Origin of the sequence: Gordonia sp. Swx-4 (assembly GCF_030316175.1) — a bacterium.
Lineage (GTDB): Bacteria > Actinomycetota > Actinomycetes > Mycobacteriales > Mycobacteriaceae > Gordonia > Gordonia alkanivorans.
Map to the genome: position 1 here is coordinate 960,163 of NZ_CP128197.1, position 19,187 is coordinate 979,349.

At 67.3% G+C, this 19,187-nt stretch carries 16 protein-coding genes and 1 pseudogene; 11 read left to right on the forward strand and 6 right to left on the reverse strand.

From position 1 onward, the window contains the following. Positions 1-27: 27 nt before the first annotated feature. From PWF70_RS04465 to mce1N, 8 genes are all read left to right on the forward strand, one after another. A complete protein-coding gene (locus tag PWF70_RS04465) occupies positions 28-855 on the forward strand; it encodes a redox-sensing transcriptional repressor Rex (protein ID WP_006358538.1) in 828 nt (275 codons plus the stop codon). Next, complete coding sequence (locus PWF70_RS04470; protein WP_155225024.1) at positions 852-2,228, forward strand: glutamyl-tRNA reductase; 1,377 nt, start codon at positions 852-854, stop codon at positions 2,226-2,228. Before PWF70_RS04465 ends, PWF70_RS04470 begins: the two co-directional genes overlap by 4 nt. Continuing rightward, positions 2,225-3,169: a hydroxymethylbilane synthase gene (hemC, locus tag PWF70_RS04475; protein WP_006358540.1), complete on the forward strand. Its 945-nt coding sequence runs from the start codon at positions 2,225-2,227 to the stop codon at positions 3,167-3,169. Before PWF70_RS04470 ends, hemC begins: the two co-directional genes overlap by 4 nt. Before the next feature lie 49 nt (positions 3,170-3,218). Next, a complete protein-coding gene (locus tag PWF70_RS04480; protein ID WP_006358541.1) occupies positions 3,219-4,901 on the forward strand; it encodes a bifunctional uroporphyrinogen-III C-methyltransferase/uroporphyrinogen-III synthase in 1,683 nt (560 codons plus the stop codon). A gap of 13 nt (positions 4,902-4,914) precedes the next feature. Then, positions 4,915-5,892, forward strand: coding sequence for a porphobilinogen synthase (hemB, locus tag PWF70_RS04485; protein ID WP_006358542.1), 978 nt, complete (start codon positions 4,915-4,917; stop codon positions 5,890-5,892). Positions 5,893-5,957: 65 nt separating this feature from the next. Further along, positions 5,958-6,752 carry a Bax inhibitor 1 family protein gene (locus PWF70_RS04490; protein WP_279939126.1) on the forward strand — a complete coding sequence of 265 codons (795 nt, stop codon included), beginning with the start codon at positions 5,958-5,960 and terminating at the stop codon, positions 6,750-6,752. Further along, the gene (locus PWF70_RS04495) at positions 6,749-7,192 is read left to right on the forward strand and encodes a hypothetical protein (RefSeq protein ID WP_006358544.1); all 444 of its coding nucleotides are present in this window, start codon (positions 6,749-6,751) and stop codon (positions 7,190-7,192) included. Before PWF70_RS04490 ends, PWF70_RS04495 begins: the two co-directional genes overlap by 4 nt. Then, positions 7,189-7,830, forward strand: coding sequence for a transport-regulating membrane protein Mce1N (mce1N, locus tag PWF70_RS04500; RefSeq protein WP_006358545.1), 642 nt, complete (start codon positions 7,189-7,191; stop codon positions 7,828-7,830). Before PWF70_RS04495 ends, mce1N begins: the two co-directional genes overlap by 4 nt. On the opposite strand, the gene PWF70_RS04505 is transcribed toward mce1N, so the two are convergent. The 3 genes and pseudogenes from PWF70_RS04505 to PWF70_RS04510 all read right to left on the reverse strand — a co-directional run bounded on the left by PWF70_RS04505 (position 7,812) and on the right by PWF70_RS04510 (position 10,961). Further along, entirely contained in the window at positions 7,812-8,528 is a 717-nt protein-coding gene (locus tag PWF70_RS04505) for a hypothetical protein (protein ID WP_006358546.1), read from the reverse strand. The genes mce1N and PWF70_RS04505 overlap by 19 nt on opposite strands. Positions 8,529-8,550: 22 nt before the next feature. After that, positions 8,551-8,723 (reverse strand): annotated as a pseudogene (locus PWF70_RS24105) (manganese catalase); the annotation flags it as partial. Positions 8,724-8,894: 171 nt separating this feature from the next. Then, positions 8,895-10,961 (reverse strand): acyl-CoA dehydrogenase family protein, encoded by a 2,067-nt coding sequence (locus PWF70_RS04510; RefSeq protein ID WP_006358547.1) that lies wholly within the window; start codon positions 10,959-10,961, stop codon positions 8,895-8,897. Positions 10,962-11,181: 220 nt separating this feature from the next. Here PWF70_RS04510 and PWF70_RS04515 point away from each other — a divergent pair, with 220 nt between their 5' ends. The 3 genes from PWF70_RS04515 to PWF70_RS04525 all read left to right on the forward strand — a co-directional run bounded on the left by PWF70_RS04515 (position 11,182) and on the right by PWF70_RS04525 (position 15,143). Next, positions 11,182-12,891 carry an AMP-binding protein gene (locus tag PWF70_RS04515; RefSeq protein WP_279939115.1) on the forward strand — a complete coding sequence of 570 codons (1,710 nt, stop codon included), beginning with the start codon at positions 11,182-11,184 and terminating at the stop codon, positions 12,889-12,891. 233 nt (positions 12,892-13,124) lie between these two features. Then, the gene (locus PWF70_RS04520) at positions 13,125-13,820 is read left to right on the forward strand and encodes a TetR family transcriptional regulator (protein WP_286352854.1); all 696 of its coding nucleotides are present in this window, start codon (positions 13,125-13,127) and stop codon (positions 13,818-13,820) included. Between the two features lie 159 nt (positions 13,821-13,979). Continuing rightward, positions 13,980-15,143 carry an acyl-CoA dehydrogenase gene (locus PWF70_RS04525; protein ID WP_035751749.1) on the forward strand — a complete coding sequence of 388 codons (1,164 nt, stop codon included), beginning with the start codon at positions 13,980-13,982 and terminating at the stop codon, positions 15,141-15,143. 275 nt (positions 15,144-15,418) lie between these two features. On the opposite strand, the gene PWF70_RS04530 is transcribed toward PWF70_RS04525, so the two are convergent. The 3 genes from PWF70_RS04530 to brxL all read right to left on the reverse strand — a co-directional run bounded on the left by PWF70_RS04530 (position 15,419) and on the right by brxL (position 19,183). Then, positions 15,419-15,880, reverse strand: a complete 462-nt coding sequence (locus tag PWF70_RS04530; RefSeq protein ID WP_231498977.1) for a hypothetical protein — start codon at positions 15,878-15,880, stop codon at positions 15,419-15,421. Then, complete coding sequence (locus PWF70_RS04535) at positions 15,852-16,904, reverse strand: hypothetical protein (RefSeq protein ID WP_042377462.1); 1,053 nt, start codon at positions 16,902-16,904, stop codon at positions 15,852-15,854. Before PWF70_RS04535 ends, PWF70_RS04530 begins: the two co-directional genes overlap by 29 nt. Before the next feature lie 92 nt (positions 16,905-16,996). Then, on the reverse strand, positions 16,997-19,183 hold the full coding sequence (gene brxL / locus PWF70_RS04540) for a BREX system Lon protease-like protein BrxL (protein ID WP_042377464.1): 2,187 nt from the start codon (positions 19,181-19,183) through the stop codon (positions 16,997-16,999). Between the last annotated feature and the right edge of the window lie 4 nt (positions 19,184-19,187).

The following is a 19,187-nucleotide window of genomic DNA, read 5'->3' on the forward strand; positions in this document are numbered from 1 at the left end:
GCTGTGCGTAGGGGAGTGGAGGTGAGCGTGGGCGCCGATCGTCAGAAGTCCGGCGACGCCGACCCTCCCGCGTCTGCGCTGCCGCCGCCCGCCGCCACGGTGGCCACCGACATCCCGGCTCCCACAGTGGCCCGGCTGGCCACATATCTGCACGTCCTGCGCTCTTTCAGCCAGCGCGGCGTCCTGGTGGCCTCCAGCGGCGAACTGGCCACCGCGGCCGGGGTGAACCCCGCCATCCTCCGCAAGGACCTCTCCTATGTCGCCGCGAACGGCGTCCGCGGCGTCGGATATGACGTCGGTCGTCTCACCGCGCGCATCTCGATGACCTTGCACACCGACAGCATCCACACGGTCGCACTGGCCGGGGCCGGCCAGCTCGGACGCGCTCTGCTCGCCCACACCGGCTTCGGTCGCGGCTTCCGGGTGGCCGCGATGTTCGACGCCGATCCGGCTCTCACGGGCACATCGCTGGAGGTCGGCGGCCCGCGGATCGCCCCGCTCACCGACATCGCGGCGGTCTGCGCCGAGGTCGAGCCCGCGGTGGAGATCGGGGTCGTGGCCACCGCCGACGACGACGCCCGGCCGGCCTTCGACGCCTTCGTCGGGGCAGGTGTGCGGCAAGTGCTCAACGTCACCCCGGTGGCGCTGACGACGGAGGCGGATGTCGTCGTCAGACAAGTTGATCTAGCCTTGGAGCTACAGGTGTTGACGTTCCAGGCCTCTCGTGGCAGTGCACAGGCCCCACGGAACGACCTCAAGATCTCCTCACGCAGCGACGTCGGTGCGCCTCGCGAGGTGAAGGCGGCCGACGGACGCCACGGAAAAGCAATGGGTGAAGAAACGGTGACAGCGTGAGTGTTCTGTTGTTCGGGGTGTCGCACCGCAGTGCGCCCGTCGAGGTGCTGGAGCGGTTGACGGTCTCCGACCACGACCGTCCGAAGCTGGTCGACGAGTTGCTGTCGTCACGGGCGATCTCCGAGGCCATGGTCGTCTCGACATGCAATCGCGTCGAGATCTACGCGGTCGTCGACGCCTTCCACCCGGCCCTCGAGGCGGTCGGCGAGGTTCTCGGCGACCACTCCGGCATGACCGTCAACGAGATGACCCGGCACGCCTACGTGCGCTACTCCGAGGCCGCCGTCGAACATCTCTTCACCGTCGCCGCCGGTCTCGACTCGCTCGTCGTCGGCGAGCAGCAGATCCTCGGCCAGATCCGCAACGCCTACCTGAGCGCGGACGCCAACGACTCGGCCGGCCGCGTCCTGCACGAGCTCGCGCAGCAGGCATTGCGCGTGGGCAAGCGGGTGCACACCGAGACCGGCATCGACCGTGCCGGCGCATCGGTCGTGTCCGTGGCCCTGCACCGCGCCAAGTCCCTCCTCACCGACCCCGCGACCGGGGCGCACCGGCTGCGCACCGCGGTGGTGGTCGGCGCCGGCGCCATGGGTGGCCTCGCGACCGCCCAGCTGGCCCGTGAGGGCGTCACGGAGATGTCCGTGGTCAACCGCACGGTCGAGAACGCCCGCCACCTGGCCGACAACATCGCCGCCAACCACGGGATCACCGTGCACGGGGTGGGACTCGACGACCTGCCGGCCGCGATGGCCGCCGCCGACGTCGTGGTCAGCTGTACCGGCTCGATCGGCTCCGTGGTGAGCGTGGGTGCGGTGCATTCGGCTCTCGCCGAGCGAAACCGCAACGGCGAGTCGACCCCGATGGTCATCTGCGACCTCGGACTCCCGCGGAACGTCGACCCGGCCGCGGCCCGCCTGCCCGGCGTGCACGTCGTCGACATCGAGGGTCTGCGCGGCCACTCCGAGACCCAGGCCGCGGAGAACGACACCCTCGCGGCCCGGTCCATCGTCGCCGCCGAGCTCGCCGACTACCTGACCCACCAGCGCCAGGCCGAGGTCACCCCGACCGTCGCCGCTCTCCGCCAGCGCGCCGCCGATGTCGTCGAAGCCGAGATCCTGCGCCTCGAGACCCGGCTCCCGGACCTCGAGAACAACCAGCGCGACGAGGTCGCCAAGACCGTCCGCCGCGTCGTCGACAAGCTGTTGCACGCACCGACGGTGAGGGTGAAGCAGCTGGCGTCGACGCCCAACGGCGATCACTACGCGGAGGCCCTGCGCGAATTGTTCGAACTCAAACCAGGTGCGGCCGAGTCGGTTTCGGCGCCCGATCGACTGGGGACCACCGACGCGACCGGCGAGCAGGGTGACCGATGAGTGAAACCCGGACCGCGCCGATCCGTATCGGTACGCGGGGTTCGCTACTGGCCACCACCCAATCCCAGACGATCGCCGATGCACTCACCGCCGCCGGCCACCCGGCCGAACTGGTGATCATCAAGACCGCCGGTGACGCCTCGGCCGCACCGGTCGCCGAGATCGGCGTCGGCGTCTTCACCACCGCCATCCGCGTCGCGCTCCGCGACGACGAGGTCGACGTCGCCGTGCACTCCTACAAGGATCTCCCCACGGCCCCCGAGGACGACCTGACGATCGCGGCCGTCCCGACCCGCGTGGACCCGCGAGACGCGCTGGTCAGCCGGGACGATCTGGTGCTCGGGGAATTGCCGCCGGGATCGGTGATCGGCACCTCGGCCCCCCGGCGGGCGGCACAGCTTAAGGCATTGGGTCTCGGTTTGGAAATCCGCCCCCTAAGAGGCAACCTAGATTCTCGGTTGGGCAAAGTCGCCAGCGGCGAACTCGACGCAGTCGTGGTCGCCCGCGCCGGCCTCGTGCGGATCGGACGGACCGAAGTGGTCTCCGAAGCGCTCGATCCGGTCGTCATGCTGCCGGCTCCGGCGCAGGGTGCTCTCGCTGTGGAGTGCCGCTCAGACGATGCCGAACTGGTGAGAATACTCGCCGAGTTGGACGACAAGTCCACCCGGGCGGCCATCGATGCCGAGCGGGCAGTACTCGCGGCCCTGGAGGCCGGGTGTACTGCGCCGGTCGGAGCGATCGCCGAGGTGGTCGAATCGATCGACGAGGACGGGCGCATCTTCGCCGAACTGTCGCTTCGTGCGGCGGTGGCGGCCGAGGACGGATCCGATGTGATCCGCGCTTCGGCGGTGGGTCCGGTCGATCGTGCCGTCCAACTTGGTAAAGATCTTGCCGCCGAACTGCTGGAGCTGGGAGCGGGCGAACTCGTCAACTCTCCCTAGCAGAGAAAGAACTGCAGCCCTCGACGCGAGGGCAGGAGAGTGCGAACCCATGAGCCGTACGAAGAAGGCAAATCCCGGACGGATCCTGTTCGTGGGGTCGGGTCCAGGTGACCCAGACCTGCTCACCGTGCGGGCACGCACCGTGATCATCAACGCGACCACGGCCTACATCGATCCCGATGTCCCGGCCGCCGTGGTGTCGCTGATCGGCAGCGCGCACCGCGAAGAACCCGCACCGAACACCCGCCGGTCGACCAAGAAGGCCGACAAGACGGCGGAAGACAAAGCCGACGGCACCGATGCGGCGGACACCGCGGCCGCCGCGGATGCATCCGCGGCGGAGGCGGACAAGGCCGACGAGGAGTCGGTGGTGCGCCCGGCGCTCGGTGACCCGACCGAGGTCGCCAAGACCCTCGTGGCCGCCGCCCGCAACGGGGACGACGTGGTCCGCGTCGTCGCCGGTGATCCGCTCACCACCGACTCGGTGCTCGCCGAGGTCAACGCCGTGGCGCGTCACTCGGTCACCTTCGAGGTGCTGCCGGGCCTGCCCGCCGCCTCGGTCGTACCGAGTTACGCCGGCATGCCGCTGGGTTCGACGCACACCGAGGCCGACGTGCGCGGTGAGGTCGACTGGGCCGCCCTGGCCGCGGCGCCCGGCCCGCTGGTCCTGCACGCCACGTCCGGCCACCTGGCCGAGACGGCCAGCGCGCTGACCGAGCACGGGATGGCGCCGCAGACCCCGGCGGCGATCACCATCAACGGCACCACGTGTGCACAGCGCACCATCGAGGCCACTCTCGCGACACTGAACGAGCAGGGCAACGCCCTGACCGGCCCGCTGGTCGTGACCGTCGGCAAGGTCGTGGGTTCCCGCAGCAGGCTCTCCTGGTGGGAGTCGCGGTCGCTCTACGGCTGGACCGTGCTGGTGCCGCGTACCAAGGACCAGGCCGGCGACATGAGCGACCGCCTCGTCAGTCACGGCGCGATCCCCAAGGAAGTGCCCACGATCGCCGTCGAGCCCCCGCGCAGTCCGGCGCAGATGGAGCGCGCGGTCAAGGGACTCGTCGACGGCCGCTACCAGTGGGTGGTGTTCACCTCCACCAATTCGGTCCGCGCCGTGTGGGAGAAGTTCGCCGAGTTCGGTCTCGACGCCCGCGCCTTCTCCGGCGTCAAGATCGCCTGTGTCGGCGAGGCCACCGCGGACAAGGTGCGGTCGTTCGGCATCAACCCCGAACTCGTGCCGTCGGGTGAGCAGAGCTCGCTGGGTCTGCTCGACGAGTTCCCGCCGTACGACGACGTCTTCGACCCGGTGAACCGAATCCTGCTGCCGCGGGCCGACATCGCCACCGAGACCCTCTCCGAGGGACTGCGTGACCGCGGTTGGGAGATCGACGACGTGACGGCGTACCGCACCGTGCGCGCCGCGCCGCCGCCCGCCGAGACCCGCGAGATGATCAAGACCGGCGGCTTCGACGCGGTCTGCTTCACCTCGAGCTCGACGGTCCGCAACCTCGTCGGCATCGCCGGAAAACCGCACGCCCGCACCATCGTTGCGTGCATCGGTCCCAAGACCGCCGAGACCGCAACGGAATTCGGTCTGCGCGTGGACGTGCAGCCGGAGAACGCGTCGGTTCTCGAACTGGTCGACGCGCTCGCCGAGCACGCCGCCCGGCTCCGCGCCGAGGGCGCACTGCCCCCGCCGCGCAAGAAGTCCCGTCGATCGCGTTCGTGAGCCGGGTGCATCGATGGCACCGCTGATCCGGCCCCGCCGGCTGCGCACCACACCGGCGATGCGTCGGCTGGTCGCCGAGACCACCCTCGCGCCACGGCAACTCGTGTTGCCGATGTTCGTCGCCGACGGCATCGACGAGCCGAAGCCGATCTCGTCGATGCCCGGCGTCGTCCAGCACACTCTTGCCTCGCTGCGCACTGCCGCGGCCGAGGCCGTCGAGGCCGGTGTCGGCGGGCTGATGCTGTTCGGCGTGCCGCGTGCGGAGGACAAGGATGCGACGGGCTCGGGTGCCGATGCGGACGACGGAATCCTCAACCGTGCCCTGCGCGCGCTGACCGACGACCTCGGTGACTCGACGGTCCTCATGGCCGACACCTGTCTCGACGAGTTCACCGATCACGGGCACTGCGGTGTCCTCGACGGTCGTGGGCGCGTCGACAACGACGTGACCCTCGACCGCTACGTGTCGATGTCGCTGGCACAGGCCCGCGCCGGTGCCCGGCTCCTGGGGCCGAGCGGGATGATGGACGGCCAGGTCGCCGTCATCCGCGAGGCACTCGACGCCGAGGGCTTCACCGACACCGGAATCCTGGCCTACTCGGCCAAGTACGCGTCGGCCTTCTACGGTCCGTTCCGCGAGGCGGTCGGCTCCTCGTTGCAGGGGGACCGGCGGACGTACCAGCAGGACGCGGCCAACCGGATCGAGTCGTTGCGGGAGGTGCGCCTCGACCTCGAGGAGGGCGCCGACATGGTGATGGTCAAGCCCGCGATGAGCTACCTCGACATCGTGCGCGACGTCGCCGAGATGAGCGACGTCCCCGTCGCCGCGTATCAGATCAGCGGTGAGTACGCGATGATCACGGCCGCCGCCGAGCGGGGCTGGATCGACCGCGACGCCGCGATCATGGAATCGCTGACCTCGATCCGTCGTGCCGGCGCGTCGGTCATCCTGACCTACTGGGCCACCGAGGTCGCGAACCGGCTCTCCTGAGCTGACCGCGGCGGCCTCCGGGACGCGTGCACGGGACCGGGGTCGCCTCCGATTAGGCTGGTGCCATGTCCGCACCGTTCGACCCGATGCGCGCCTCGTCCGAGGCCGATGCGCACCAGCGCCCGACGATCCCGGATTCGATCTCGATCGCCGTCGAACTGTGGGTGGTGGTCGTCGTCGGACAGATCGTCGCGCTGTTCGCCCAGACCGGCACCTTCGTCGACATGGTCCGCGACCAGATCCGCGCCAACCCGCAAGAGGGTGTCTCCGCGGACCAGTTGCAGTTCATGACGTCGTCGGGTTTCGTCGTCGGCGTCCTCGTCGCGATGTCGGTCTTCCTGACCGCGATCACCGCGCTGGTCGTGTGGTTCACGCGCAAGGGCTACAACTGGGCGCGCATCGTGCTGGGTGCGATGGGCGTCTACATCGTCGTCAACCTGGTCTTCTCGCTCTTCGGCGACCTCGAACCGGCGTGGGCGATGGTGCCGTTGGTCATCAGCGGCGTCGCCGCGCTCGGCGCGACGGTGCTGTTGATGCGTGGTGACTCCGAGAAGTACTGCCGGCGTATGGCCGAGGAGCGCAAGCCGCGGCCCGTGCCGCCCGCCGCGGCGCCGTACCCGTACGGCCAGAACCCGTATGGCCAGAATCCGTACGGCCAGAATCCGTATGGCAGCAATCCGTATCCGTCACCCCACGAGCCGACACCGAACCCGTACGGGTCTGCGTCAGAGCCGGGGACGCAGTCCGCGGGCACACCGTATGGTGACAATTCACCCGGCGACGCGGCTCGCGGTGGAACACCCGACCTCCGCAAACCCGAGACCCCCGACCCCGACAGCGAAGGACCGAAGAAGCAGTGACAAGTCCCGACCCGGCGCAGCGTCCGAAACTCGTCGTCTGGGCCTACCGGTGCTGGGTGGTGTCGGGAGCGCTCCTGGCCGTCCTCGGTGTCCTCGTGGTGATCCTGTCCGCGATCGACGACTCCGGGTCGATGTCTTCGGCGACGCTCGGCGTCCTCGTCCTGATCGTCGGCGTCGCCTACATCCTGCTCGGCAGCAAGGCCTTCACCGGTGACGCGCGCTGGCGGTCGTCGCTGTCGGCCCTGACACTCGTCGTCGTCGCGATGCTGCTGTTCCTCAGTGTCGGTCTCGGATCGCCGGTGTTCGCCCTGGCGTTGCTGGCGGCCATCATCGGCCTGTTCGGCTCGCTGCTGGCCTACCGGCCGGACTCGGAGACCTGGTACACCGGCAAGGCCCCCGAACCCAAGAAGCAGCGCACGCCGCGCAAGAAGAAGCCGTGACCGACGAGACCCCCGACCCGGCCGACGGGGTCGATCCGGTCGAACCCGAACCGGCTGCACCCCAACCGGAAGTGGACCCGGGCGAGGTTCTCTTCTACGAACCCGGCGGCAGCAGGTGGGTGGTCCTCATCGGGCCGGTGCTCGTCCTCGCCGTCCTGATCATGGAGATCGCCGGGCCCGGGCAGGTGCACTGGCCGGTCCTGATCATCTTCCTGGTGATCCTGTTCGGCTTCTCGCTCGTCCAGGTGACCGCGGCACGACGCCACGTCAGCGTCGAACTCACCGAGACGACGCTGCGTCAGGGCGCGGTGACGACGCCGCTCGCCGACATCGAGAAGATCTACCCGGCCAACAACTCCCCGACACCCGAAGACTGGGAGAGCGCTCCGGCGCTCGGCGAACTCCACGGCGTGCCGCGGCGTCGTAAGGGGGTGGGGGTGCGGCTCACCTCCGGCAATCTGGCCCAGGCATGGGCCCGCGACGTCGAGGTGTTCCGCAGTGAACTCACGCAGGCGCACGCCGCCGTACGGATGGGACTACCGCCCTCCACCAGGAAGAGCAAGTCCACCGAGAGCGACGAATCCCGGAAGACCGATCCGGAAGAACCCGAGAAGAAGGATCAGGACACCACCGAGTGACGGCCCTTGCGGCTGTCGCGGTAGGCGCGCCGGCGCAGGTCGCCCAGCCACGACGGCGCGAACTCGACCCCGTCGGGACGATGCAGGATCGGATCGAAGTCGATGTCGAGCCCGGTCAGGACGTGGTCGAGTTCGATCCGGGCCAGGGGTACGAACCGTTTGAACCCGGCTTCGAGGATGATGACGACCGGTTTCTTGGTGCGCAGGCAGGCGGCGAGATCCTCGACATTCAGACCCGACGGCCCGGTCGGCTCGATGATGCGGGCACGAATCCAGTAGAGCTCGCCGTCGTAGCGATAGGGAGTCAGGCTCGAGACGGCGGTGGGGGCCCAGTGCGTGGCCGGCAGCGGCACCGGTAGACGACCCGACAGCGGTGCGGGGCCGGCCAGCAGCAGATCCCAGGCACCGGACGCGGTGTCGCCGGTGACGGTCGGGGTCGGGGCGTCGGCGGGGGCGTTCGTCGGGGCCACGGCGGGGAACCGCACGGCCACACCGACGATGTCGGGCAGACCGCCAGGGGTGCCGATCCCCTTCGACAGGCGGACCGTCACCGGGCCGGAACGGAACGGCAGCGGGTGGTCGCCGGACACCGACGCCCGGCCGCCGCACAGCAGGCCGTCCGGATGGAACACGCGGGCGTGCCGCAGAGCGCCGAGCCAGCGGAACGGCGTGGTGATGAGGTCGGGCAGGTCAGGCATGGCACCTCCGTAGATGAAGCGGCGGGTCTCCCATGGCGCCATCGTAGGTCGCGTAGAGCTTCGGATCCGGCGGCGGACCGGATTGGCGGTCGCCGAGCGGTTGCGGATCGGCGAGGAACTTGAACTCGTGCTTCCCGTCGGGGTAGGACCACTGGCCCAGCCGCCCTTGTCGGCGTCCGCGCCGTCCGAGAGGTGCTCGATGCAGCACGTGGCCACATCCCTGGACGCGTCGCAGCGGGTGGTTTCACAGCGGCGTCGAGGCAGTAGTGCCCGAGTTGTGCTCTTTCCAAACACGAGCGCACACAAGACTGCGCCCGGCCTGAGGGATACAGGCCGGGCACAGTGTCAGATGAATTACCGGTCGGGTCAGCCGTTCACGAGCATCGGTGCGCGGAGAAGTTCCTCGGGGACACCGAAGGCGTCGACCAGCGACCGTGCGTGCGGGCGCAGTTCCTGGCACAGCTCGTTCACGCCGCGCCGGACCGCCTTCGCGCGCTCCACCGAGATGTGCCGGTGCATCATGAACCACGACAGGTCGGCTTCGAGGGCGGAGTACACGAACAGGTCGCACACCTTGCCCAACAGTTCTGCGGCGGAACGGGAATCGCAGTTCTCGATCGCCTCGACGAAGGCCTCGAGCACCACGCGCTCGATGTGGGCGTGCCCGACCTTCAGCAGGTGGTCCTGCGCGTTGTTGAAGACGTCGAAGGCGTCGTTGTCGTCGTCGAGGGCTCGGCGCAGACGCTGCGCACACGTGCGGACGAGGTGGTCCTCACGGTTGCGGAACAGCCGGATCTGCGTGCTCCGGTCGGTGAGTGCCGACTTCTCGGTGTCCTCGTCGGAACTGTCGAGCAGTGTCTGCACCACCTGGCGGACGGCGGTCTTCTCGGCCACCACGTCGCGCGCCATCCCGGCGATGAAGCGGACCCAGCCGCCCGCCGAAAGACCTTGCACATCATCGGAATACGACGAGAGGAGTTCCTTGGCGATGAGCTGCATCATGATCGTGTTGTCGCCCTCGAAGGTGGTGAACACGTCGATGTCGCCGCGGATGATCGAGAGCTGGTTCTCGTCCAGGTATCCCGCGCCGCCGCAGGCCTCACGACTGACGTTGATCGAATGCGAGGCATGCCAGGTCGCGTAGGCCTTGAGGCCCGCGGCCTGTCCCTCCAGCTGGCGCTGGCGTCCGGCGTCGGAGTCGTCGGGTGCCACCGATTGGACGTCGTGCAGTTCGGCGACGATCTCGTTCTGGGCGAAGGCGATCGCGTAGGACTTGGCGATGAGCGGCAACAACTTTCGCTGGTGGCCGAGGTAGTCCAGAACGGTGATCTCGTCGGTGGCCTCCGGCGCCTCGAACTGCTTGCGGATCAGGCCGTACCGGGTTGCGAGTGTCAGCGCTTTGCGACCGGCGGCACCCGCGGTCGCGGCCACGCTCACGCGTCCGCGGATCAGCGTGCCGAGCATGGTGAAGAAGCGACGGTTGATGTTCTCGATCGGCGAGCTGTAGCTGCCGTCCTCGGCGACGTCGGCGTAGCGGTTGAGGAGGTTCTCCGCCGGTATGCGCACGTTGTCGAACATGATGCGACCGTTGTCGACGCCGTCGAGACCGCCCTTGTAGCCGCAGTCGCTGGTGGTGACGCCGGGTAGGTCGTTGCCGTCCTCGTCGCGGATCGGTACGACGAAGCAGTGCACGCCTCGACCCTCCGGCTCCTCGCCGGGTCCGCCGGTGATGAGCTGGGCGAAGACCGCGGCGAACCGGGCGTGCTCGGCCGCCCCGCCGATGTAGTCCTTGCGCGACGACGGGGTGGGGGAGTGGATCACGAACTCGCGGGCGTCGCGGTCGTAGGTGGCGGTGGTCTCGATGGCCTGCACGTTGGAGCCGTGCCCGGTTTCGGTCATCGCGAAGCAGCCCAGGACGTCCAGGTCGATGATGCCCGGCACGTACTTGTCGTGGTGGCGCTTGGTGCCGAGGTTCTCGACCGCACCACCGAACAGACCCCACTGCACGCCGGCCTTCACCATCAGCGACAGATCCGCGTAGCCGAGCATCTCGATCGCGGTGATCGAGGCGCCGATGTCGCCGGTGCCGCCGTGATCGGCGGCGAATCCGGCGGCGGCGAAACCCTGCGACGCCAGCTCGCGCATCACCTCGAGGGTGTGGGCGCGTGCCTCCTCCAGCGTGCAGGAGGGATCGGGGAGCAGGTCGGCGCGGTTGGAGTTCTCGCGGACGGTTTCCCTCGTGGCCCGCCACCGGCCGTCGAGGACGAACCGGAGGTTGTCGACGAGTAGCGCGCGCTCGTCGGCGGACAGGTCGTCGTCGGCGGAGACACCGGCCGGGGTGACCGGATCGTCGACGGTCGGTTCCTTGGCGATCGGGGTGCGCCCAGATGAGGTGGGACTCGACGGGGTGGGACTCTCGGTGGGAGTTGCCATGGAACCACCGTACGTAGTGCGCAGGCCTCCGTCCCACCTTTTGTGGTGCCCGCTACGGGCTCGGGGAGTGCACCAATCCGGTCACGGTGTCGGCGTCGAACCCCCACTTCGGAGGGTGCAGGCACTTCCATGTGATCAGTACCCTAGATCGCCGTCGCACGTATGGGCCGTCACAAACCCCACGGCCCTTCTCACACGGTCGCGAGAAAACGGAGGAATGATGTCGGTCTCCACCCCCGATGTGTCCGGGACTGGCGCAGCCCCGTCCCCCGATGTGTCTGCAGGCCCGGGCCCCTCGACCACGGATTGGGGCGGCGCGAACCGCTCCGAGCTGAGCCCCCTGCGATTCCTGGAGCGTTCGGCGGCGGTCTTCCCCGACCGCGCGGCCATCATCTACGGGCAGCGTCGGCACACCTACGCGGAGTTCGCCGACCATGTTCAGCGGCTCGCCCGCGTGCTCTCCGCCAAGATCAAGCCCGGTGATCGCGTCGCCTACCTGGCCCCGAACATCCCGGAGATGCTGATCGCGCACTATGCGGTGCCGCTCGCCGGTGGCGTCCTCGTCGCCCTCAACTCGCGACTCGCCGGACCCGAGCTGGTCTACATCCTCGAGCACTCCGGGGCCAAGGCACTCTATTTCGACGCGGAGTTCCGCGACACCGTCGCCGCGATCATCGGGCAGGTGCCGGAGGTCGAGACGGTTGTCGAGATCGCCGACCCCGAGTTCGGGGTGACACCCGGTCCGGTTTCCGACGCCGGCATCGACGGGCTCGTCTCCTACGACGACCACCTGGCCTCCGCCGACGACCTCGATGCGACGCCGATCCCGTGGACGGTCGACGACGAGAACGCGATCATCTCGATCAACTACACCTCGGGAACCACCGGAAAGCCCAAGGGCGTCATGTACACCCACCGTGGCGCGTACCTGAACTCCTTCGGCGAGACCTTCCACAACCAGTTCACCGGTTCGTCGCGGTATCTGTGGACGCTGCCGATGTTCCACTGCAACGGGTGGTGCACGCCGTGGGCGGTGACCCACGCCGGTGCCACCCACGTCTGTCTGCGTGCCGTGCGCGCGGACGCGATCTGGGATGCCATCGACGATCTCGGTGTCACCCACATGTGCGGAGCGCCGACGGTCTGCACCACCATCGTCGGCTCGCCGCGGGCACATCGGCTGGACCGGCCGCTGCACATCACCACTGCCGGCGCGCCGCCGTCGCCGACCGTGATCGGCTCCCTCGAGGCGATCGGCGTGACCGTGGTCCACGTCTACGGCCTCACCGAGGTGTACGGCCCGTACACCATCTGCGAGTACCAAGATGCTTGGAGCGCACTGGAACCCGGCGATCGTGCGGCGAAGCTCTCCCGCCAGGGCGTGGGTATGGTGCAGGCCGAGACGGCCCGGGTGGTGGTCGCCGATCAGGTTCCGCTGGTCGACGTCCCGGCCGACGGCGAGACAATGGGCGAGATCGTGCTGCGCGGCAACAACGTGATGGCCGGATACTTTCGTGACGAGGACGAGACCCGAAAGGCGTTCGCGGGCGGCTGGTTTCACACCGGCGACCTCGGCGTCATGCACCCCGACGGCTACATCCAGCTCCGCGACCGCGCCAAGGACATCATCATCTCCGGCGGCGAGAACATCTCCACCATCGAGGTCGAGCAGGCCTTGGTGAGCCACGACGCCGTCGTCGACGTCGCGGTCATCGGTGTCGAGGACGAGAAGTGGGGCGAGCGCCCCCGCGCCTACGTCCTGCTGCACCCCGGGGCGACGCTGACCGGTGAGGAGCTCATCGAGCACGGCCGTCGCCTGCTCGCCGGTTACAAGGTGCCGCGCGACATCGTCTTCGCGCACGACCTGCCGCGCACCCCCACCGGCAAGGTCCTGAAAGGCGAGCTTCGTGCACAAGCCCGCGCCGAGTGACCCGGCGCCCAGTGACGTAGGGCAGGAACCGAATCCGTACCCCAAGCGCAATAGTGCCGGTGGTCTCGCGGCCAGGCGGTCCCGTCTCGGGCCCCGGCGTGGGATGTTGGTAGACGAGCAAGCGGAGGTGACGCCGCGTGCGACGGGCGCCTTCGGCCGGCAGGACCTCGGTACCGCCGACCACTGATCGGGTCGTGCGCCCATGCGGACGCTCATGTGGTGATACTTGACCCATGTCAGTTGCCGATGTCGACAGCACGAGCTTCCGCATGCTCGTCGTCGCCGAGTCGATCCGGCTGTTCAGCGAGCACGGCTACGAGTCGACGACGGTCGAGCAGATCGCGTCGGCCGCCGGGATGTCGCGTCGCACGTTCTTCCGGCAGTTCGGGTCCAAGGAGGACGTGATCTTCGCCGATCACGAATCCCTGCTGGCGCAGGTCGATGACACCCTGGCCGGCTTCGAGGGTGATCCGTGGTCGGCGGTGTGCGCCGCCGCGGAGGTCGTGTTCAGCCATTTCCGGCGGGACCGCGACCTGGCCGTCCGGCGTGCGCAGGTGGTGCAGGAGGTCCCGGCGCTGCGTGATCGCGAGCTCGTCACCACCTACCGCTACCAGGGCGCCTTCGAGGAGTTCCTGCGTCGACGGCTGCCCGACGAGCCGCCGGTCCGCATCGTCGCCTACGTCGCGGCGATCACCGGTACGCACAACTATTTGCTCCGCCAGATGATCCGCGGGGACGCAGACGCCACCCTCGAACGGTTGCGTCGTGAACTCGCCCGGGTGGCGGTGGCACTCGGTGCCGACGTCGACCGTCCCGAGGCCTCGGCCGGCGACGATGGGTCTCAAGAGGTCACCGTGGTGACCTATCCGGCGGGCACCCCGCCGGACGAAGTCGCCCGTCGCGTGGCCGCTCAGCTGCGGGAATCCTGACCGAGACCGGCAGGTTCGGGACAACGTCGGAGCCGGCGAGGACAATCGGTGGCGTGGGTCGCATTCCTCCGGTGCTGTGGTGCGTTGACATGGCACTGAGTGCCGTGATGCACTGATAGATAACCACCAATTTGGCACCCCGTGCCGTGAGGAGTTGTCATGGGTTTCGGAAATCCCGACTTCGACGTCTTCCAGCTTCCGGAGGAGCACGTCGCCCTGCGCGAGGCCATCCGCGCGCTCTCCGAGAAGGAGATCGAGCCGCACGCGGCTGACGTCGACGAGAACTCGCGTTTCCCGGAGGAGGCGCTGAACGCCCTCAACGCGTCGGGCTTCAACGCCATCCACGTCCCCGAGCAGTTCGGCGGCCAGGGCGGTGACTCGATCGCAGCCTGCATCGTCATCGAGGAAGTGGCCCGCGTGGACGCCTCGGCGTCGCTGATCCCGGCCGTCAACAAACTCGGCACCATGGGCCTGATCCTCAACGGCTCGGACGAGCTCAAGCAGCAGGTGCTCCCGGGCATCGCCTCCGGTGAGGCCATGGCCTCCTACGCGCTGTCGGAGCGTGAGGCCGGTTCCGACGCCGCAGGCATGAAGACCCGCGCCCGCAAGGACGGCAACAACTGGGTCCTCAACGGCTCCAAGTGCTGGATCACCAACGGCGGCAAGTCGACCTGGTACACCGTCATGGCCGTGACCGACCCGGAGAAGAAGGCCAACGGCATCTCCGCGTTCATGGTCCACAAGGACGACCCCGGCTTCACCGTCGGCCCGCTGGAGAAGAAGCTCGGCATCAAGGGTTCGCCCACCGCCGAGCTGTACTTCGAGGACTGCACCATCCCGCTCGACCGCATCATCGGCGACGAGGGCACCGGCTTCAAGACCGCGCTTCAGACCCTCGACCACACCCGCCCGACCATCGGCGCGCAGGCCGTCGGCATCGCGCAGGGTGCGCTCGACAAGGCCATCGAATACGTCAAGGACCGCAAGCAGTTTGGCAAGCCGATCAGCTCGTTCCAGGGCGTCGAGTTCATGATCGCCGACATGGCGATGAAGGTCGAGGCCGCGCGCCTCATGGTCTACACCTCGGCCGCTCGCGCCGAGCGTGGCGAGAAGAACCTCGGCTTCATCTCGGCCGCTGCCAAGTGCTTCGCGTCCGACGTCGCCATGGAGGTCACCACCGACGCCGTGCAGCTCTTCGGCGGCGCGGGCTACACCCGCGACTTCCCGGTCGAGCGCATGATGCGCGACGCCAAGATCACCCAGATCTACGAGGGCACCAACCAGATCCAGCGCGTCGTCATGAGCCGCGCGCTGCTTCGCTGATCGCCCGATTCTCAGCTGAATTCGCCCCGCCGGCATTCCCGGCGGGGCGTTTCGTTCCCGCGGGACCATTTCCCTCCCGCGGGTGCTAGCCGGCAAGCGGGAAGGAAACGGCGCGGGCGGGAGGGAAGCGGTCCCGCGGGAAGGACGGCTTCGTGCGCTCGGTGGGGTCTGAGGGTTCGACCATCGGTCGCCGGGCAGCGTCAACGGCGGGGCCGGCACGTACGGCTACGAGAGCTGGGCAGAACCCCGTGCTCTGGTCTTGCCTGCGCGATGAGTCATAGGTCCCAGACCTGGTCGGGGTCGTCGAGCGCAGCTCTGATCTGGCTCAGATCACCGAGATCCGCCAGTGGAGAGCTCTTGGCGATGTCGACGACGCCCTTGACGACCTCGCCGATCATCTGAGAGTCGCCTGTCTCGATCGCAGTATCGAGCCGTTCAAAAAGTGCGTCGGTCGTTGCCCGTCGCTCGGCAAACGCTTGGTGGAAGTACTCACGGAGAATGCCCTCGGCCGCTTTGATTCGCGCGACTTCCGTTGTTTCGTAAGCGCTTATCCTCGCCTGTTTGGTGTTCTCCACCGCATGGACGGTGATGCACTCCCGGGCTGCGTCTACCAACTGGTTGAGTGCTGTGAAACCGTCAATGGCGCCGGGCTTTGCGACTTTTCCCGATCTAGGAGGAAAGACCTCGCCCGACAAAGGTTCCGTCCGGTCACTCATAAGCCAGCTCTCCTTCTTCATCGGTTGAAAGTGGCGACGGGGACGAGACGTCTTCGGCCGCATCTGTCTTCGCCCTGCCTGCACTGCGGTATTTCACAGTCAGCTGGTGACCTGCTTCAGTAAGGTCGCCGTTCTCATCGATTACAGGTGTGGTGGCCAGATCGATTACACCTTTGACGAGGATCATTGCTCGCTGGAACACAGTCGCGTGCACGGTCGGATCGAAGGGCTCGGCCTCGAGTTCGTCGAGTGCCGCGATGGCCTTGTCGGATAGCTCCTCGAGTAGTGCGCTGAGCTCGTCCGTTCGGGATTCGACCGCGATCATTTCGGCGTCCGCGGCGTCCAATTTCGCGATCTCGACGTTGATCTTGGCCTGATACTCACGTGCCTGCGTCACTGCCTTCTTGCCCTGGCCCTTCACGACGAAGCCGGCGACGAGCAAGCCAGGCCCGACGGTTACGAAGTTCAGTGCGAGCGCACCGAGGGCCATCCCGCCGCCACCTGCGGCGACGGCGCCTCCGCCCAGCCAAGCGAGTGCAGCACTCTCGGCCGCGGCACCCGATAGCCCGGAAATAGCCGCACCTGTACTTGCGACCCCGAATGTCGTGGCTGCAGCGCTCGTGGCGGCGCCCGCCCCGGCGCCCGCTCCGACGGAGCCGATTACTCCGCGTACCCACTCGGTCATGGACAGTTCAAGCGAATGAGAGCCGGCAACCAAGTTGACGCTGGCCTCGATGCCATCGACCAGCAGCTTCTCGTTCTCCCGGACCTTCTTCTCGTTGCGGATGAGGAAGTCGTGCATGCGCAGGACAACGTCTCGAATCGCAACCTCTTGTTGCGCTCCGTATCGCACGATCCGGTCGTTGATGGACGAGATGAGCGTTTCGCTGGCTTCGCGCCGAGCGTCATAACGCTCACGCGCTGCGTTCAGTTCTGCGTTCGCCTTCTTGATGTCGTAGGCACCCTTGCCGCCCAGTAAAACGCCGCCACTTCCAGTAGCTGCTCCGATTGCGATGGCGACGACTGGAATCAATGGCAAGACCATGCGGCCCTCCTTCTCCGTTGGCCAGAGTCTTACACACTGTTCGGACAAACTCGCATGGTTGTCGCGATGCCCTTCAGAACCCGCGTGGGGACTTACCCTTCGGACCCGACGGGGATCTTCACGAAGTGGACGGTGAATGCCGATCCGATCAGGCGGAACTCCTGGCGGTTGCGGCCGAAGTCGAAGGGATTGTCGCTCGGCCTTTGCCAGATGTCGAGCCCCTTGCCGAGATCGATGCGCCAGCCGCGGTCAGTCTCGATGCGGCGGTCGTGAATCGTGTCGTCGAGGCGTACAGCGAGACGGACACCGACGGCGTCGGACGCGTCCTTGATCGCCTTGAGCATGAGCAACTGGTTGTGCTTGAACTCGACCTTCGGCTCCTCGGTGGTGACAAGTATGACGTCGATCTCGTCGGCCGCGTCCTTGGCTGAGGCGAGGAGGCTCAGGAGGTCCGCGAGGTTGCGCCCTTGGTGGGGCATCCGGATATAGGGATCTGTGATCGTGATCTTGGAGGCGCCGCGGAGGTAGGGCAGGAGGAGGTTCTCGTAGGAGACGCCCTTCTGGCCGGCCGAGAAGTCCCGATGGCCTTCAGCCAACGGGACATCAGCTGGCTGCGTCGGGCCCACCGCGACGGATGTGCCAGCAGCTATCGGGGCGGCAGGAGCAGACTCAACGGCGGTCGTGTTTTCATCGCCTCCCGAAGCGCCCCCAGCCTCGCGTATCGCATCCCAGTCCCGCCGGTACAGCTGTGGGTACTGGCTCTCTTCGAGAGTCACGACATCGTGCAGCGCGCCCCCCTTGTCGGTGTAGCGGAAGTGCACAGGAGTGTCGCGCATGGTGGCGTCGATCCGCAGGATCGAGTCCTTGACTCGTTTACGCCCCTCGATTGCGAACTCCAGCAGCACGCGTACCTCATCGTCGGTGGCCTCGCCCGTCGGGTGCACAAGCTTCATCAGCCCAGAGAAGGTCTTGCGGATGCCGTCCTGGTCGCGCGTCGAGATCGAGTTGTCGACCGTGAAGTAGTCCTTGTATTTGTCCGAGAAGTCCTCAGACCGCTTCGCGCGGAGAATTTCGGCGAGGTAGTCGACGACGAAGCCATACCCCGTGGCGAACATCTCCGAGCGGATCGGCGCGACCTCCCAGCCGGGGATGTAGTGGTGGATTCGGTCGAGCCAGGCCGGGTCGCGGTACGCGTCGGGCAGCTCGTCGAAGAGATCACTGTTCTTGAGCATGTAGGGCACGGTGTGCGTCGTGTTGCCGATGAAGGCCATCGACGCCTCTGCTCCGTAGATGCTGGTCCCGCGCGAGAATGACTTGTTGGCGAGGTAGTTCTTCATCACGTTGACGAGGTTTTGGTCGGTGCGCCGATTGGCGGCGAACTCGTCGAACGCGACGCAGTCCCAGTAGCCCACCAGCCCGATACGGCCGCTGGCGTTGTTGACGAACAGTTTAGCGACGGTGACCTCGCCGCCGGAGATGAGGATGCCGTTCGGGGAGAATTCGCTGAACGTGTGTGACTTGCCGGTGCCCTTCGGCCCGAGTTCGACGACGTTGTAGTTGCGCTCGACGAACGGGATAAGGCGAGTCAGGGCGATGAGCTTGCCGCGCTCGTTGAACTGCTCGGGGTTGAGGCCGATCGATTGCATGAGCAGGTCGATCCACTCCTCCGTGGTGAACGCCTTGCGCGCCTCGTAATAGGCGTCGATATCGACGCCAGCGACCTGGATGGGCTTGAGGCTGCCGAGGATCCACGGCACGACGCGCTGGTCGTCGGAGTGGAAGTACTCGATGTCGCAGATGCACCAGACACCCCCGACGAGGAGCTTCGGGTTTTGCTTGACTGTGACGTCATCGATGATCACGCCTTTGACCTGGAGGTTTTCAAACTCCGCCTCGTGGACGTCGTTCTTCTCGTTGAGCGTGACGGTGACCTTGTCGATCACACGGTGGCGACCCTTGCGGCGGATCTCCGACTTCACGAGCATGTGCTCGTTGCGGTTGACGTAGTGGGTCGCCAGGATCTGACGCACGCTGTCGATCCCGGCCTGGATCGTCGCGTCGTCGTCGGACGCAGCGTACTGGCCCAGCAGGTACTCCAGGACGTAGGAGGGCACGACGGCGTTCCCGCGGACTGCCTTGACGAGGTCCTTACGGACGACGGCGCCGGCGAAGTGTTCATTGATCTTGTCATCGAGCGCGGACTTCGTCGGGGTCGTATCAGTCGCCTCAACAGCGGCGAGGACATCGATTTCGCCGAGAGCGTCTTCGAGGTTCGTCATGAGT